The organism is Flavobacterium sediminilitoris (assembly GCF_023008245.1).
GTDB lineage: Bacteria > Bacteroidota > Bacteroidia > Flavobacteriales > Flavobacteriaceae > Flavobacterium > Flavobacterium sediminilitoris.
On record NZ_CP090145.1, the window covers coordinates 628,141 to 645,655 of the forward strand.

General features: G+C 27.3%; 17 protein-coding genes. 1 reads left to right on the forward strand and 16 read right to left on the reverse strand.

From position 1 onward, the window contains the following. Position 1: 1 nt before the first annotated feature. From LXD69_RS03075 to LXD69_RS03100, 6 genes are all read right to left on the reverse strand, one after another. Positions 2-1,699 carry a hypothetical protein gene (locus LXD69_RS03075; protein ID WP_246917470.1) on the reverse strand — a complete coding sequence of 566 codons (1,698 nt, stop codon included), beginning with the start codon at positions 1,697-1,699 and terminating at the stop codon, positions 2-4. 270 nt (positions 1,700-1,969) lie between these two features. After that, entirely contained in the window at positions 1,970-3,463 is a 1,494-nt protein-coding gene (locus LXD69_RS03080) for a TlpA family protein disulfide reductase (protein ID WP_246917473.1), read from the reverse strand. A 66-nt stretch (positions 3,464-3,529) separates the two neighbouring features. Then, on the reverse strand, positions 3,530-3,766 hold the full coding sequence (locus LXD69_RS03085; RefSeq protein ID WP_246917475.1) for a hypothetical protein: 237 nt from the start codon (positions 3,764-3,766) through the stop codon (positions 3,530-3,532). 264 nt (positions 3,767-4,030) lie between these two features. Continuing rightward, positions 4,031-4,207 carry a hypothetical protein gene (locus LXD69_RS03090; RefSeq protein WP_161794140.1) on the reverse strand — a complete coding sequence of 59 codons (177 nt, stop codon included), beginning with the start codon at positions 4,205-4,207 and terminating at the stop codon, positions 4,031-4,033. Between the two features lie 74 nt (positions 4,208-4,281). Then, positions 4,282-4,470 (reverse strand): hypothetical protein, encoded by a 189-nt coding sequence (locus LXD69_RS03095; protein WP_045969171.1) that lies wholly within the window; start codon positions 4,468-4,470, stop codon positions 4,282-4,284. A gap of 81 nt (positions 4,471-4,551) precedes the next feature. After that, the gene (locus LXD69_RS03100; RefSeq protein WP_246917478.1) at positions 4,552-6,087 is read right to left on the reverse strand and encodes a vitamin K epoxide reductase family protein; all 1,536 of its coding nucleotides are present in this window, start codon (positions 6,085-6,087) and stop codon (positions 4,552-4,554) included. A 267-nt stretch (positions 6,088-6,354) separates the two neighbouring features. Between LXD69_RS03100 and LXD69_RS03105 the strand changes: the two genes are divergently transcribed. After that, entirely contained in the window at positions 6,355-6,555 is a 201-nt protein-coding gene (locus LXD69_RS03105) for a hypothetical protein (RefSeq protein WP_246917481.1), read from the forward strand. On the opposite strand, the gene LXD69_RS03110 is transcribed toward LXD69_RS03105, so the two are convergent. The 10 genes from LXD69_RS03110 to LXD69_RS03155 form a co-directional block, all read right to left on the reverse strand. After that, on the reverse strand, positions 6,547-8,277 hold the full coding sequence (locus LXD69_RS03110; protein ID WP_246917484.1) for a helix-turn-helix domain-containing protein: 1,731 nt from the start codon (positions 8,275-8,277) through the stop codon (positions 6,547-6,549). The two genes, LXD69_RS03105 and LXD69_RS03110, sit on opposite strands and share 9 nt — an antisense overlap. Before the next feature lie 128 nt (positions 8,278-8,405). Continuing rightward, entirely contained in the window at positions 8,406-8,564 is a 159-nt protein-coding gene (locus LXD69_RS03115) for a hypothetical protein (RefSeq protein WP_246917487.1), read from the reverse strand. Positions 8,565-8,572: 8 nt separating this feature from the next. Continuing rightward, positions 8,573-8,767 carry a hypothetical protein gene (locus LXD69_RS03120; RefSeq protein ID WP_246917490.1) on the reverse strand — a complete coding sequence of 65 codons (195 nt, stop codon included), beginning with the start codon at positions 8,765-8,767 and terminating at the stop codon, positions 8,573-8,575. Positions 8,768-8,787: 20 nt separating this feature from the next. Next, a complete protein-coding gene (locus LXD69_RS03125) occupies positions 8,788-9,000 on the reverse strand; it encodes a hypothetical protein (protein ID WP_246917493.1) in 213 nt (70 codons plus the stop codon). 280 nt (positions 9,001-9,280) lie between these two features. Then, positions 9,281-9,463 carry a hypothetical protein gene (locus LXD69_RS03130; RefSeq protein WP_246917496.1) on the reverse strand — a complete coding sequence of 61 codons (183 nt, stop codon included), beginning with the start codon at positions 9,461-9,463 and terminating at the stop codon, positions 9,281-9,283. A 480-nt stretch (positions 9,464-9,943) separates the two neighbouring features. Then, positions 9,944-10,804, reverse strand: a complete 861-nt coding sequence (locus LXD69_RS03135; RefSeq protein WP_246917499.1) for a thiopeptide-type bacteriocin biosynthesis protein — start codon at positions 10,802-10,804, stop codon at positions 9,944-9,946. 5 nt (positions 10,805-10,809) lie between these two features. Continuing rightward, the gene (locus tag LXD69_RS03140) at positions 10,810-12,984 is read right to left on the reverse strand and encodes a lantibiotic dehydratase family protein (RefSeq protein WP_246917502.1); all 2,175 of its coding nucleotides are present in this window, start codon (positions 12,982-12,984) and stop codon (positions 10,810-10,812) included. Positions 12,985-13,460: 476 nt separating this feature from the next. Next, complete coding sequence (locus LXD69_RS03145; RefSeq protein WP_246917505.1) at positions 13,461-15,068, reverse strand: S8 family serine peptidase; 1,608 nt, start codon at positions 15,066-15,068, stop codon at positions 13,461-13,463. Between the two features lie 74 nt (positions 15,069-15,142). Continuing rightward, positions 15,143-15,367 (reverse strand): hypothetical protein, encoded by a 225-nt coding sequence (locus LXD69_RS03150; protein ID WP_246917508.1) that lies wholly within the window; start codon positions 15,365-15,367, stop codon positions 15,143-15,145. A gap of 136 nt (positions 15,368-15,503) precedes the next feature. Continuing rightward, positions 15,504-17,294: a helix-turn-helix domain-containing protein gene (locus LXD69_RS03155; protein ID WP_246917511.1), complete on the reverse strand. Its 1,791-nt coding sequence runs from the start codon at positions 17,292-17,294 to the stop codon at positions 15,504-15,506. Positions 17,295-17,515 lie beyond the last annotated feature (221 nt).

Sequence of the window (17,515 nt, forward strand, 5' to 3'; positions counted from 1 at the left end):
CTTAATTAACTCCTATATCTTTTAACAATAATTCTTTGTTTTCTTTATTTTTAATAACAAGAAAAAAATTACCTTTAGGAACATCCACAATAACTTTAGAACCTACAACTTTTTTTATTCTACTTATAATTGGGATGCTTCTTGAACTATATTTATAGTACTCTTTTGCATCATAAAAATTCATAAGTACTTCTTGCCCTTCTACTTCTTTAAGAACAAGATCGCTTATTGTAATTTCAGTTAAATTGGAAAATTCAGAAAAAGAAGGTTTTATATTATTAATCAAAAAATAGTCAACATTACAGTTAACCTTTTCAACATCGAGAAATATTTTTGATTCAAAAAACAAAAGTTCATTAGGTATATCTGAAACAATTTCAACTTGATCAATCGTTAAAGGGTCTATCCCTGTTTTTTCTTTAAAAAAAGCAGCCATTCTTTTAGTTGAAATACTATCTCCTTTTTCTAAAATATGATCTATTCCTGCGTAAACAAAAACTTTTGCAGAAGAATCTCGATCAATTATATGTTTCAAATTTTCAGCTTGCGTTTCTTCTCTATTTATACTTTCAAAATCGTCATAGCCTACTATTTTAAATCCTAGAGCACATGCCTCCCTAATAAAGTTACTAAAAAAAGGCTCCCTTGTATAGTAGCCCGAAGTCTTTATTGCAAATTTCCTACTGTTTATTAAGCTATCTTGCCCTTTATCTAAGGCCTCAATAGCTAAATGAGTATATCCGTTTTCCTTCAAAGGTTTTAACAAACTAGTAGCAAACACTCTATGTTCAGGTTTCCAATGCATTTCATTGAGCATTAAAACCTTATAATTTTTAGAAGCTTCAGCTATCATGCTTATTACAGCTTCCTTTTTTTGATTATCCTCTCTTTTTAATAAGCTGTTTTTTTTATCTTTTAATAAATCATTAAAAAAAATGCTTCTCTTACTTTCAAATTTTTTAATTAATTCTTTGTACCTATAATATTCTGTATCGAATGACAAAATTGTAGTTAATAATTGAAATTTTGTCCATTCATTTTTTGGATCTTTACTAATGGGAGCGCTATCAAGCTTATTCATTACAAATAAATAGTTATCATCATTTTTATATGAATTAAATATATCCATATAATTTGGAGTATTCTTTTCATGAATACTAAATTCCATTGAGTCAACTATACTTTTACCATCTTGCAAGATCGATTTATTTGATTTGTGTTTTCCAATACTTTTAATGGCTACAAAAAATGATTGAATACCATTAGATTTTTCATATAAAACTAAATTATTACTTGTATCATCTACTAATAATTTAGTTGTTACTTGTGAAGGTTTATCCTTCAATTTAGATTTCTTTTTTTTAAAAAAAACATACAATTGATAAAGAGGACTTTCAGTTGTCTTACCATAAACTAATAAATCTTTATCCCGAAGTTTATAAAATGCTAAAACAGAAGAGACCTCATCCATTTGATCTACTTCATTTGTTTCGTAATACTTAACATCACCAAAAAAATGTCCGCTAACATTTAAAGGGTAATTATAAAATTCTGTGCCACTAAAATAATTAAACTTTCTGTTCTTTTTAACTGTGTTACACGATAATATTAAAGTACACACAACAAGAACCAATATACTATTTCCAAGTGTTTGTTTTAGGGTCATAACTACATAGGCTTTCATGAAAATACTTCTCATCCTTTTGAACAGGAATTCTATTATCAGGACAAATATATCTAAATTCGCAAAAATCATCCAGATTAATCACTAAATCATTAATACTCCTAATTTGCCCTAACAAAAATTCATTACAATTACCTAAATAAAAATTAATCTATTGGTTATTAGAAATTATTTCTTTAAAAGCAGGTTTGTAAAAGTTCTTAAATCTCATTTTCTGAATTTGATAGGAATCTAGAATTACAAGAATTAAATTAATATTTTTTATAGATTGACTTAACGTTCAAATTAATCTTCAAGATATTTATTTAATTCCTTAATTATTTCATCGCTATCTGGACCTGGTGCATTACTATTAACCAACTCTCCTTTTTTATTATAAATCAAATACCTTGGAATTGTCTTAAGTGCCTTTTCCTTATAAAAATTAGCTTCTGGGTAATTGATTGCTAAAAAGCTATTCTCACTTACACCTTCTTTATTCATAGCTTTTTGCCAAGCTTCAAAACTATTATCTATACTTATATATAGAAATACAACTTCTTTACTTTTATATTGTTCTTTTATTTTCTTTGAAGCAGGCATTGCTTTTCTACATGGAGCACACCAACTTGCCCAAAAATCTATATATATAACCTTATTTCTATTTTCAATTAATAATTTATCAAGATTAACTTTTAATTTCATAGGGTCTGATAATTCTACTTCACTTGAATTCTTATCATTTTTTTTCAAAAAATAATCTTTCTCTATTTTCGAAATATATAAATCATAATTAGTATTAATCTTATTTTTTTTATAATTATTAATTAATTCATTAATTGACTCTTTACTATGTCCTTCATCTATAGCTGCTTTTATACAAACAATTTGAGAAAATGCTAAATTATCCCCTTTAAAATAATTTGGCAAAAGGGACATCGCTTTTTTATAATCAATAATAATTTTATGTCCTAATGATTTTTTTTTATTTTCTAACAATATTGAATTTATTAATCTATAAATAATTTGATAACTATAGTTATCCTCAAAAAGTCCTTCATTAATAAACCTATTTGAAATCAAAAACTTTTTAGCTTCATCATTCAATGAGAAATTATAAATAGTAATAGCTTCAGAAAAACAATCTATTTTTAGATTTTCCTTCAATTGTTCAATATAGTTTCTTTTTAAAGGCTTTTTTTCTGCTATAGAATCATAATAGCGATAACCATTAATCAAATCATTTTTAATTACCTCTATCAAATTATTAACTCCATTAACGTCCGTTTTTATTTTATTAAAATCTACTTTAACTGGATATAGAGGTTTTCTTTTTTCATATTCACTAGGTTCAATTTCTAAAGGATAATCTTTAGACACCTCTATATAGTTTAATTTTAACTCATTTATTTTATTCGTTTTTTTATACTTTTTTATATCAAACAAATTTTTATTAGAAGAAATTTCGTTCTTTTCATTCTTTAAATCTATAAAAATAGTGTCTCCATTAGCTACAAAAACAGTATCACGGTAATTATATTTTGTACAAAAATATAATTGTTTTCCTTTACCTACATTAAGCCTAATAGTATCATTTTCTTTATCTGTAAAATAGTGATTCTTATTATTCAAATTATTAGATGTTAAATCTTCAAATATTGAAGTAATAATATTTGTTTTATTTTCTTTTACTATAAAAACAGCATATTCTGTATTTTGTTTTTCTAGATTTTGAACTCTTAATTCTTTTTTTTCCTTACAAGAATTAAATACTAAAATTAAGATTAAGAAGTAGCGCATTATTTTAATTAAGTATTAAAAAAGCTCTATTCTAAGATAGAGCTTCTAGTTAGATTTATTTATAAGTTAAGAAGCACAGCTTGAACAGCAATATCCTGAAGCATAACTTCCATCATTATACACAAATCCATTCCATTGTGACTGGGCTTGTTCTAAAGACACATTTACAGACCAGTATCCTGGACCTCCTCCTGCTGGTCTTATGTAAAGCCTACAAGGTTCTGCTTTTCCTCCAATAACATTTCTTTGTTGTTCTTTTGCTAAAGCAACAACCCCTTCTAAATTTAAAATTGTTTTTTTCATTTTTAAAAAAATTAATACTAATAATTAATTATCCAAACCTTTTAAGTCAGTTGAATTTCTGACTACTCCTGCAAGAATATTTTAATTGTGAATTTAAATTCCAAAACATCTATTTCAGAATATTTCTGTTTTTTAACAAAAAATACAATAAAACAATAATACAAAAAAATACACTACTTGTATTACAGTTTTTCTGCCGTTATTGTTAAATAAATAATCTGGAATAGAAAAAATTAGGGAGAAAATCTCCCTAATTAAGATAATCTAGAACAATGGCTCTATTTCAATGAATCTACAATATAACTGTGCGCAATGTCTGCCTACTTGTTCGCAAACTTTATCACCGTTAACGTCACAATTGTACAATCCTCCTTTTATAGATTTTTGTTCATTTTTTGATAATTCTTGAGCTCCGCTCAAAGTTAAAATTGATTGTTTCATGTTATATTTATTTTAATTGTTTTTATTTCTACTACGTTTTTGTCAATTGTTTTGACAAATTTGTTGCTTATAGATTAATATCCTCTATCGCAAGCTGCCCAACTACATCTTCCCCATTGATTTCTACATGTATTGAAACCACAACCATCTTCTCCTGGTCCATCTCCTCCACCTGGATTAAATACTTTTCCACCCGCAGTTTCTTTAAGCTCTTCTTTTGTTAAAATTTGAGCTCCTTTTAAATTTAAAATTGATTTTTTCATAATAAATCGGTTTTTGAATTGTTTCTACTACAAGCGTTTTTAAGTCAATTGTAGTTTTTGACTATTATTGCAATAATATTTTTAAACCAAAATAGGTTGTAATTCTTCTTCTAATTCTGAAATAAAATACTTTACTTCTTCAATATCATATTCGCCTGGAAATAATTTGCTGTTCAATAATTTTACAGGTGTATAATTAAAATTATTATCTGAGCACCATTCGTATTGTTCTCTAATTATTTGTACTATATTAGAATCTTTCTTTTTTTGTTCCCATTTTTCTTTCCAGTCTTCTAAACTCATCTTTTTTATGTGCCAATCGGAAATAGCTTCCACTATTTTTTCTGGCATATTTTCATTAATTTGAAGAATGCTTTCAACAATTGAGAGGTAAGGATTATCTTTATTATCTGGATTTAAATTGAAAAACACTGTCAATCTTACCTTATTTAAACTTGAGTTTACTAATTCTAATCCGTTTTCAAATGCTGTATGGCAAAAAGAACAACTTGGACTTAAAATCAAGGTTAGGTTTACAGATGCATTTTTATTTCCTATTTCAACTTTTGTTAAGGCCTTTAATCTTTGTTCGTTCACGATCTCTTTTTGCAATGATTTAAAAACAGTATAGTTTCTTTTAAATTTAATAAGCTCAATATTTTTCTTTTGCAATTCTACTCTTTTAAATAATATTGGTTTCCAAAAAAACCAAATAGGAACCATTACTAAAAGCACATTTGTTATTGACAACAAATTCCATGTTAGTGGTTGATTAACAATAAAAAACAAAGCAGCTTGTATTATTAATAAGGATGAAATACCCAAGCATAGAACACACCATTTTTTCAATTTACTTTGTTGAAGCCAAATGGAGTATAGAATAATAGGAAGAGAAAGAACACTTAAAAAATTAATTAGTTTTAAATTACTTTCATCTATTACAATAAGAAGAGCACTAACACTAAAAAACAAAATTGGTAAATCTGAAAAGTCTAACCATTTTGTGATTTTCGCATTCTTAGATTTTATTACAGAATCACAAGATGTCTTTTCGCTAAAAGAGCAAATTTTTGAGATAGCTCCGTCTAATGTATTTAATTTTTCATCGACTATAAGCACACTGATTAAAACTCCTATTAATATAATTCCAAAATTAAATATGGAAATTAGTCCATTCATTTGTTCCATTTTAATCACAAAAAGAGAAAACAAAATTAAAACGAGTAAAACATATTTACTTTTAAATAGGCTTAATCTCTTTCTTTCTAGTTTAACACCTTGTTCAATAGCAATTACAACACCATTCCATTTGTTCAAGAAATCATCTGTAGATACTTTCTTTTTTCCTTCTTTTTCTTTCTCAACTGCGATTTCATTATTCTGCTTTGTAACTAAGGTTATGTCATCATTAAATACTGCTAAAAATGAGTTAGGCAATTCTGGAAATTGTTCTTTTGGAACTTTAGCTGCTACATTTTCTATAGAAAGCATGTCTAATGTATCCGTTATTGCAAATAAGCTTGGATAATTAGGGTGAGATAAAAACAAATTTTCAAAATCATTTTGCTTTTTATCGTAGTTATTAATCTTTAAATACTTTTTAATAATTGCCTTCATATAATAAAAAATGAACTAATCATTTGATTAATTTGATAAGACAAATATGGAAGTAAAAAAGAGTTAAAAAAAAGGGGTTTACATATAATTTATAAATTATAACATAAACAATTTATAAATTATGAAAGGCAAAAAATACATTCAACAGACTAAAAAACAACCCATTAAACGTTAATTAATATTTATTAGTATCAAAAAATGAAATACCCTTCTTAGAGCTAAAAATAAAAGTAACTTTGATACTTATTAACTATAAAAACATATTTTATGAAAATTCAACCTTTTTTTTTAGATCAATTTATAGCAGACAAAATCCCTTCTCATCAATTAATTAAAATTATAGGAATGGGTGATCCTAGGCCTCCTAAAAAACCAATTCTTACAGATACTGTATCTAGTGAAGATAATGGTGATGGTAAACCTAAAGATGATGATATTATTATTTTAGATACTATTATTTTAGACTAATTCGTCTTTCTCTATTTTTTTAATAAATTGAACAGGTGTAACGCCTGTTCTTTTATTAAAAGATTTTGCAAAGGAAACAGCATTTTTAAATCCTACTGTTTCAGCAATAGCTTGTGTGGAGTATTTTCTAAAGGTAGCATTTGTTATCATTTGTTCTATAGCATAATTTATTTTCAATTCATTTGAATATTCGCTAAATGATTTTTCAAACCTTTTATTAACGACATACGATAAATAAGTAGTATTTGTTTTTATCTTTTTTGCAGTGCTTTGCAGATTAAAGTCTTCTCTTAAAAAATAATTTGCTTTTTCAAGTTGAATTAATTTTGCCACTATTTCATTTTCTTTCTCTTCATCGATACTCAGTGAATTATTGTTTATTACAACCTCCTCACTATCTTTTTCATCATTAACAACTATTGAATCTTTCTTTTGTTTAAACTCTTCTATAAGTTTATTCACTTTTATATGAGCTGCTTTTTTTGCTTTATAATTTTTATATAAAAAATAAATCAATCCACAGAAAATAGATACAATTAAAACCTTTGAAAACAAAAGAAGGGACTTCTTTTGCTTAATTTCATTTTTAAGAATATTTAAATCTTCTTTTATTTCTGCATTTGCAATAATATTATTGACTTTAAGTGTTTCTTCTGCTATTAAATTCTCATTTTCTTTAAACTTGTCTTTATAAATGGCTAAATATTTTTCTGCTTTACCGTAATCATCATATTCGTTATGAATTTTAGCCAAATAGTACATAGAATTTGTAAGTTCTATTTTATTGGTTTCATGATTGGATAATGAATCTACTTTATTGAAATAAATTAGAGCTTTGTCATATTTTCTTTTCCCATAATTAACATAGCCTAGGTTATAGTATAATGTAGTTATAGGAGTTGTAAAGTTGTTTTGTTGCGCCAGTACTAAAGACGCTAAATATTGTTTCTCTGCACTAATTAAATCTGATTTTTTTACATAGATATTTCCTAAATTAATCTGAGCTTTTAATTTTCTATCTAATAAGTTTTTAGAGTAAATAATCGTTTTTTTATAATATAACTCTGAGGAATCTAATAAGGTTGGCTTTTTATTAACACTATAATAGGCTTCATAAAAAGAGCCTAACTTCATGTATACACTGCTTTTTGCTTTTAAAAAACTCTCTTTTTCGTATAAGTATTTTATCTTGTCTGTAATACTATCTGATTCTTTTACAGATTTAATGGCTAATTCAAAATTACCAACTTGAGCTAATATTAGTGCCATATTGTTTGAGCATTTTACTGCTAAAACTTTATCATCAACCTCAATGGCTAGCCTTTTAGCTTCCTTATAGGCATTAATAGCATCGCTTAATTTTTTCCTTTTCCAATTTATCAATCCTTTAAAATTAAGCAGTTTACTTTTTGCTTTCTTTTTTACAAATGGAGCATTAATTTTATCTAAATATAAGAGTGAAGTTTCAAAAGAATTATTAGAATTTAAAGTATCTGAATATTCTTTTAATTGATATAAATAAGCTTCAGATGCAAATGCGTAAGTAAGTTGTTCTGCTTCTTTTGATAATTTTATTTTATTTACATAATAAAAAGCACTGTCTAGATTTCCGTTTATATGAAAACTTACTTTATCTTGATATTTCAAGAAATCATCATTACTAAGTTTCTGTGCAACAACTGCTTGAACTACAAAAAAAATCAAAAAAAGTATTTTATTCATATTAATCTTATATGCTCTCAAAGGTATAATATAAATTAAAACTACAAAAAAAAGATGCTCTCAAAAAACCAATCAAATGATTTTCTAAAAGCATCTAAAAATTAATACGATCCTTATTTATAACTAAACTAAACCCAATCTGGATCTTTTTTACATCCTACTTTTGTGCAAAATAATCCTGGAGGACAACCATCTATTGCACAAACGTGTATTCCACCTTTAATGGTTTTTTGTTCTTTTTGAGATAATACTTGTACATCTCTCAAATTTAATATTGATTTTTTCATCTCATTTTTTATACTGGATAAATTTCACACAAATGTCCAAGAGTTCCTATTCTATAGCATATTCCGCCTGAACAACATTCATTAGAACCACAACCATAATTTGGCAAACTTAAAACACAAACTCTTTTTCCTCCATTAATGGTTCTTTGCTCTTTTTTAGTTAGCTGTTGAGCTCCTACTAAATTTAAAATTGATTTTTTCATAATTTATATGATGTTAAATTTTAACAATTATCACCAATTACAGAACATTTTCTAGTAGCAGGATTCCATATTGGGTCGTATCCTACCAAGCTTAAGCACTGAGACTCTGTAGAGTTGAAAACTAAAGCGCCACATAAGTTGCTTAAGTCTGGAATTTTACCACCCTGTATCATTTTTTGCTCTGATTGAGACAATTTTTGAGTTCCTGATAAATTTAAAATTTTATTTTTCATGATCTATTTTTATTTTTTTATTTGTTGTCAATTTTAGAACATTTTTGTCCCCTAAATTTTATATTAAACGATGTATTCGATGTGAAAAAATCTGATTCAGAGTAACCCATTGAATGAAATTATTTAAAAACATCAGGCCGAGTGTTTTTTTGCACAGTAAAATGGAACAAAACTTCTCAACACATTTCAAAACTTTACATTTTAACAAAAAGACATTGAATATAAATAATTTAATACTTTTTTATATCGAACTCGTTTTTTTAGATTTCACCTCCAATTATTAAAGCCCACATGCACTTACACAGCACTGTACTGTATCGCAATTTTTCTTAAAAACGCCATTACAATAACATGGAAAAGAAGCTCCTATAGGATCTGTTACTCTTAGTCCTCCTACAATTTCTTTCTGTGTTTTCTTTGACAATTCCTGAGCTCCTACTAAATTTAAAATTGATTTTTTCATGATGCTAATAATTTAAAAAATGATTATTATCCCAAGATTTTTTAAGTCAACTGAGATTTCTTGACTATTGCTACAACAATATTTTTTATTCTAATTTTTAACTCTATAAAAAACCGTCAGTTTCGAGTATTTTCACTTTATTTTATAAAGCAAAAATGCGAGAAGAACGTTTAACCATTTTCATTTATCTTATCACAATTCTTTAAAAGAATTACTCGAATTGACGAAAATTATAACTAAAAAAATTCAAGTATCCAACATATTATCTATTGGTAATCTACTTGTTTTTGTTGTAAAAATGTTCTTTTAACTAACTTTAAAAAAGAAATACAACGTTCACAATACTACAAAAAATATCTGACTCACAATTACAACTTTGTTGCCGAAATTGTTAAAATAACAGAACAATAATCTAAATATTAATCATTTTAATGTTAAAAACACCAAATTAAAGTTATTCTTATAAAAATAAAAACTTACCTAATTCTTTGTTTCAGCCTTATAATAGCACGTTTTATAATACCTGAACAAATGATCGTAAACCAGTAACTCATACTCTCTTTGCCTAGAAGTATATTGTCTATTTAGCATCATGTGAACATGACTGTTTAGAAACGAAGGCAAAGAACTGTTAAACGAGATATTAATTGCTGAAATACATTTTTCTATCTTTTCTTTCTTTTGATCTATTTCATTATACAGTGCCTTATTTTTAGCTTCATTTTTTCTCGTTAAAAACACATTTATTTCTTGCTCTTTGCTTCGATAGTGTTTATCAAATTCTTTTTTCAGATTTTTATATGCGTTAAATTCCTTTTTGAAAGCACTTTGCAAATGATCTAAAAAAACTAGCTTTTCATGTGCTGTAAGATTAAAAACACTTAAAAAACTATCTATTGCCAAACAGCTAAAAAGCAGAGGTGTTATTGGGTTCTCAAATTGTTGTTGTAGTGTTATATAATTTAAAATCATTTCACTATCAGCTTGAAAAATAGATTCTGTTACAGCATAAGGAATAATGTTATAACGTTCTATTTCTCTTTCATAAGTATCTAGTTGTGTTTTCCATATTAAATTTTGTTCCTGTAACGGATTAAAAATTTCTTGCATGGCATTTATAACCACCATTAAATTATTTGGATTTGTTATTTGAAATCGCAACCGTAAATGTGACTCTGGATCATGGTATCGAATGAAAAACCATTTTTGAATGATTCCCTTTGCTTTTAATGTTTCTATTTTTTCTGCTAAGTGATCTTGTAATATAAAATTGGCTGTTTTTACTCCACAATAAATTTTGTAATACAACCATTCACTTCCTAAATTAAACGTTCTTTTCATTTTTCCTATTTTACTTTTTCTTTAAAAAATGAAAGTATCACTTGGTTCGTATACTGATTTTCTGCTATGTCTTGCACCACATTGTTTGTTGCAAATAAAAATTCTTCTAAAACAACTTTATTTTTTGTTTTAGCCGTTTTCACAAGAATATCAAAACTTATTTCTTTTTCTAAATCTAGTAATAGTGTGTTATCACCACTTACAATAGTTATATATTTTGGTATTTTGTTTTTTTGCTTCCAATTTTCAAAGTCGCTATTAAATTGTTGGTTTTTTAAATCATCATAATACACATACCATCTGGCTTTAGCCAAAATGACATCTTTATAGCGCACTTGCGGAAAATAATTATAATGTCCTTTTAAAACACCCCAATTAAAACGATACACCGGATGTATTGCTTGCCCTTGCAAATCGCACAAAAACTGATAAATAGGCAATGAGCTGTTTGTATAATTGTGAGCATTTGAAAGACAAGGAATAATTCTCTTATTGAGTCGTTTTGATTTTAAAACTATTGTATTTTGCACTATCGAAATATACAAATCATCTAGTGCAATTTGATTTTCTTTTTCCATATTACTGTTTGCTAAATATGGAATCTCATAGTCTCTTAGTACAGGTCTTTTTAGTATGTTACCGGTTCTAGATTCGGGTATGTGTGCTATTTCTGCTAAAACAGCATCTTCATTTAATTCTTTTTCTTTGGCTATAATTTCTTTAGCCAGTTTGTGAATGTTTTCATTTCCATTACAAAATCGGCCTATTAATTTTGCTGCACTAAAATTGCCTAACGATTCTAAAACAATCATTTCTCTTTCTTCTATGTTAATTATTTCAATCATAGCCGAAAAAGTAGCAGGTAATGTACCAGAATAGGCTTCAAAGTCTTTAACATCATCATCATTTAGTATCAGTATTCTTTCCTCTTTTGCTAAACAAGTTTGTACTTTTTCTTCTAGCGTATAACTCCATTTAGTCCATAATTCAGAAACTGCTATTTCTTTTGTTTCTTTCGCTATCGTAAATAAGTCTAAAATAGGATGTGAATCTTTTTCATTGCTGTTTTGAAGATAGCCTATTCCTATTTCAACGTCTAACACCATACTTAAAGGCATTTCTTTCGTTTCATATCGTTTTAGAAATGCTTTTTTAAACTGTTCTAAATTTCGGTTTGCACTATATTGTTGTGTTTTAGCCAAAAAAGCTATGGCTTGTTTTAATTTTTGAACATTCTTTTTGTTTACCGTATTGGTTGTGGTGTGCGTATAAAGATCGGTTTGCAATAAATACTTGGCATCATATTCTTTTGTTACTTTTTCTATTTGGTTTTGCACATTTTTTAATACGCTAACATCATAATTTGCTGTTAGTGTGTGTATCGCTTTTTTTATAGCTCTTGTTTTTTCTGCCACTTCGGGTATAGCTTCTAATAGGGCTATAACTCGTTGCATTTCCATATCTCCTATAATAGTAGCTTCCAAATTACTCACTAGTATTTGATTGTCTATAAGCTTATTTACAAATATTGTTGCTTCTTCTTTTTCTAGGTCACTTTCTATTATTTCCGCTACTAATGCTTCTATTGTGCATCCTTGTTGTGCTTTTTCTAATATTCGTGTTACGCTTTCATTTTTGCGTATGGCTGCTATACTATGCTCTCGTTTTTTATTGGTATAAGTATATTCTGTGTATCTATAAAAAGAACCCACACTATACAAACTCGTATTAGGAAAATAGTGCAACTGGCTTTTGATTTCTTCATCTTTGGCTAATGTTTGCAAAAGCGCAATCCAAAATTGCATATCAAACTGATTGTGTGTACTATAACAATCTTTAGATGCTAATTCTATTTTGGTTTCCTTTCCCAGTGTTCCTGTTGTGCATCCTGCAAATAACCCAAAAGGAGTAGAACGAGAACACATTCTGGCAATATATTTTAAAAGCGATTGTTCTAAATGTTTCCCTTTCTCTACTGTGAATTTCTCAGGGTTTTGGTTGTATTTTTCTATCTGACTTAACAGTTCTGGTGTTGCCAATGCTATTGCATTTTTCACATGCTTATCCCTTATTGTTTCAAATAGTTTTTCTCTACTATAATTTTGCAATAGCGCTATATAATAGTTTACAGGATATACTGGTGTACGCAATATTGTAGTTTGAAATGCTGAAAAATTCATTTTTTTTGTAACTATAGAATTAAACTATTTTTTCTTAAAAACAAGAATAGAAAGCCCTTACCGACTTTCTCGGATGCTTTTTATTCATAATAAAAAGGGGAGCATCACTTCGAGTATGCAGCGTATCGAGAAGTTTTATTTTATTTCATAAATAGCACTCGAACAGAGGGAATACAAACAAAAAACTAATTTATAACATAATTATTAACCATTAAATTCCACAATCTTATCATGCTGTAAGCATCCCATTTGCAGCTCAATAATACGGAGTTTCTAATGCGACCCTTACAGCATGACAAGTTTGTGGTTCTCGATACTCGTCACTTCGAGTGCGAAGCGTATCGAGAAGTATTCCTATAATTATAAAGTTCTCGATACATTTTTTACGAAATTGCTGTTCGCATTTCATAAAAAAAACTCGAACTGACGTAGATTGTCTTAAAAACTAATTACACCCAAAAGGTATTATTTAATATTTATTTTTTTCTTTTACTTACTTCTTCTGCCATTTTCATAGCATTATAAGTATTGAGTATTTTACCCGTTTTACATAATTCAGAAAAATGAACCATTTCATCTTTTGTTCCAGGTTTAATGACCATCTTATCAACAGTAACCCCTGATTCTAGAATAATATTCTTTACTTCAGCAACCGTAAGGTTAGGATAATACAACCATATTAAAGCAGATGTTCCTGAAACCATAGGAGCTGCTAAAGATGTTCCTGAATCATATTTATACTTATTATCTGGAATGGCTACATAAATTTCTTCCCCAGGTGCAAAAATATCCACATTGTTTTTGCCATAATTTGAAAAAGAAGTAACCATAGTACTATCTTCTCGTTTTGAAACAGAACCAACATTGATAAAATTATCAACTACTTCTTTCTCTTCTTTATAATTATAATCGTCTGGATAATACGAATATTTATCAATATCTTTTTTTAAATTGCCTGAACAATGAACAATTAATACATTTTTATCCTCCGCATATTTTAATGCATTGGTTACCCATATTTTATTTAATGAAAATTCTTTACCAAAAGACATATTAATTATTTTAGCTCCATTATCAACAGCATAATAAATAGCCATAGCAATATCTTTATCATGTTCGTCTCCCGAAACAGAGATACTTAGCGGCATTATCTTAATATTATCATGAAATCCTTTAGTCCCTTTATCATTTTTACGATTGGCAGCTATTATACTTGAAACTTCTGTACTATGATATTGCAAATCTTTGAATGAATTAACTATATTATTTCCATATCCTTTTTCTAATATATTTGGATTATCTCTTATAAATTTTCTATCATCAAAATCAATATTTAGATTTTGCATGATTATAGAATCCATTTGTATTCTTGTATGAATAATATCATTTAAATTTTTATCATTTTGTTCATAACAAACAATCATACAATCTATTAAGGCTCCTAAATCTTTATCGTTATTATCTACTCTTTCCCTATAAGATTTATCATTAGTTTTATATAATTGATATAGACTATCTAAATCTTTTAGCGTGTAATTTTCATTAGGAAAGAAGTATCGTAATGTATCTTTGGCTAATGGATAGGTTTCAATCTTATATGATAAAGATTTTCGCCAGTTATTATAATAACTTAAATAGTATTCTGAATATGATTTTGCATAATTATACTCTTCAAAAACATCATATAACTCTTTAGAAATATCTTCTTTTTCTTTATTCTTAAAAATATTATCCCATTTTTGAATAATTCTTGTGTATTCAAAATTTCCATATATAAAATATCCTCCATCTGGTTTTCCTACAAAGTTCCAACCATTTATATCATCTATATAGCCATTAGAGTCGTCATCAATATTATTGTTAGGTATTTCGCTTTTATTAATCCAAAGTTGTCCTTCTAAATCTTCATGGTTTAAATCAATTTGTGTATCTAAAACAGCAACAATAACTTCATTGTTTATTTTATCAATATTTTCATTGTGCCATTTCTCTAAAGATATACCATAGACATTATCTGATATATAATCTTTATGGCTCCAAAAATCAATTGGATCGTTTAATAATCCAATTGATTTTTTTTTCATCCTATCAAAAGTTGAACAGCAAACGAAAAAAACTGTTAATGTTAAAAAAAAAGCTTTCTTCATTAATAATTAATTTAAGGATTATTTGTTCTATTTGGAATATTAGGAATATTAGGAGCAGGTTGTCTCGGATCATGTCTTGGGTCTCTACACTCTCTTGAAGAGTCTGGGTCATTTGTGTTAGTTGTTGTACAAATAACAGAAGATCCATCGTCACCACCATTAATAGTTCGCATAATATTTAACTTAGCGATTTCAAATTTTTCTAAAGTAAACTTTCCTTTTGTTTCTTTTTTCATGTTGTTTATGTTTTAAATTGTTGTGTAGCAAATATAGTTTTCAATTGTAAAAACCACCTCATAAAATAGCAAGTAGTACACGGAATTCATGAATTCCGTGTGCAAAATAAAACCTAAATCATTAAAAAACAACACATTAACTCTCTATTAATTTTTTTATAAAATACGATGGTTTTATCCCTGTTCGCTTAAAAAACGCACTCGAAAAAGCTTCTGCATTGTTAAAACCTGCTTCTTCGGCTATGGCCTTAATGGTGTATTTTCGCATTCCTTCATTACTTTTTAATTCAAAAACAATATAGTCAATACGCAAATCATTAATATAGCGTACAAAAGGTTTTTCTTTTTTAGTATTGATTATAGTAGATAAATATTTCGGATTGGTTCCAAAATCTTGGGCTATATTGTTCAGGGTAATATTAGGCTTTAAAAACTGTTTCTTTTTTTCAAAAGCAACAAGTTGCTTTAATATGTTATTAGCGGTTTCTTCAACAATGCCTAAATCATTGTCTTTTATTTCCTCTATCGTTTCAATCTCAATTTTAGTATTATCGCCTTCTTCTTTTGTTTGCATTAAAGCTTCAAAGCGTTTTTTATACGCTTTCTTTTGCTGAGTTTGTCGCATTACAAGAAACAAACTAATCATAATAATACCTCCTAAAGCAATCATTATCCCATGATTGCTTTTTTTATCTTGATGTAGCCCTTCAATAATATTCTCTTTCTCCTGCATTAAATTTGGAATATCATATTCTTTTTTAAATTTTCTAGTCAATTCCTTATAGTTAACTTGTAAAACACTATCTATACTCATTAAGGTGTTGAGATAATACAATTGTTTTTCTTTTTCTCCTTTATTCTTGTAATATTTAATTAAGTAATGATATCCATGAACAAACTCAGGTGTTATATATTTTAGTTTTTTATAAACACTATCAACCTTTTCATAATATTTAACAGTCTTATCTACTTTGTTTAAACCGTTAAACGATTTTGCATAATAATAGTAGGACGCTATTTGATTCATTTGTTCATCATATTCTATCATTATCGGAAGTGCCTTATCAATACTATCTATTGCACTTTTATAATTTCCTTTTAAACATTGAGTTGCTCCTTCATTCAAAATAAAAAACCCTTTTAATCTTTCATTTTTAAATTCAGTCGATTCTAACTCTCTATAGCCTAATCGATTATAATATGATGAAGAATCTAACTGATGTAATGCTCTATGTGCATCTGCAATTGCAAAAATTGTACTCACATAACTGTTATAGTATCTAACTTCTTTTCCTTTATTTTTTCCATAAAACTTATAACATTGTCTATATAACTCTAAAGCTTCCGAAATTTCTCCCATATCCTCAGATTTAATAATTGCGATTGCTAATCTAGCCCTAAAAATGTAATCTAAATCATTATTCTTTTTTGCCCAGCTTTCCGCTTGAATATAATTCTCTATAGCCAATTTAAAATCTCTTTTTGCATCTAACTTTCTTGCTCTTTCATAATATGCAACCATTGGAAACTTATCATTACTTTCTTTTTCAGCATATATAGTAACACTATCTAAATACTTAATAGCATCATAAAAATTATGAATATTTGACATCATGTAATAGCCTTTAGCTATTCTTAAATCTTTTTTTTCTTTTTTTGCTTTTAATAGATAAGCATTTGCATATTTTTTTTGTAGTTCAAAATTATTTTCGATTTTAGCAAAACCCGCAAGTAATTCTTCGTATGTTTTGTTACTTAATTCATTTTTATCGGTTTGTGCAGTGGTTAAAAAAGATAAAAAGGCAAATAAATAGATAAAAAGTTCCTTCATATTTGTTTGTATATTGTTTGTTTCAAAAATAGTATATTCTGTTGTTATTCGGGCAATTTCACACTTGGAATTCAAGTAAAGCTTGTCGGAATTCATGAATTCCGACAAGCTTTACTTGCATAAACTTAAAAAGCCTAGTAGTTTTGGATCAAGAAATAAAGGCATTCCCTTTTTAAATTCTATTATACGTTCTTTTACAAAATCATAGTTTGTTTTTATAGTTTACAACTATTGTTTTTTATTTGTTTGGTCTACCACATAAGCATTTTAAAAAAGTCTATGTGGTTTATTCCAAATATAAAAACATAATTTTTTAA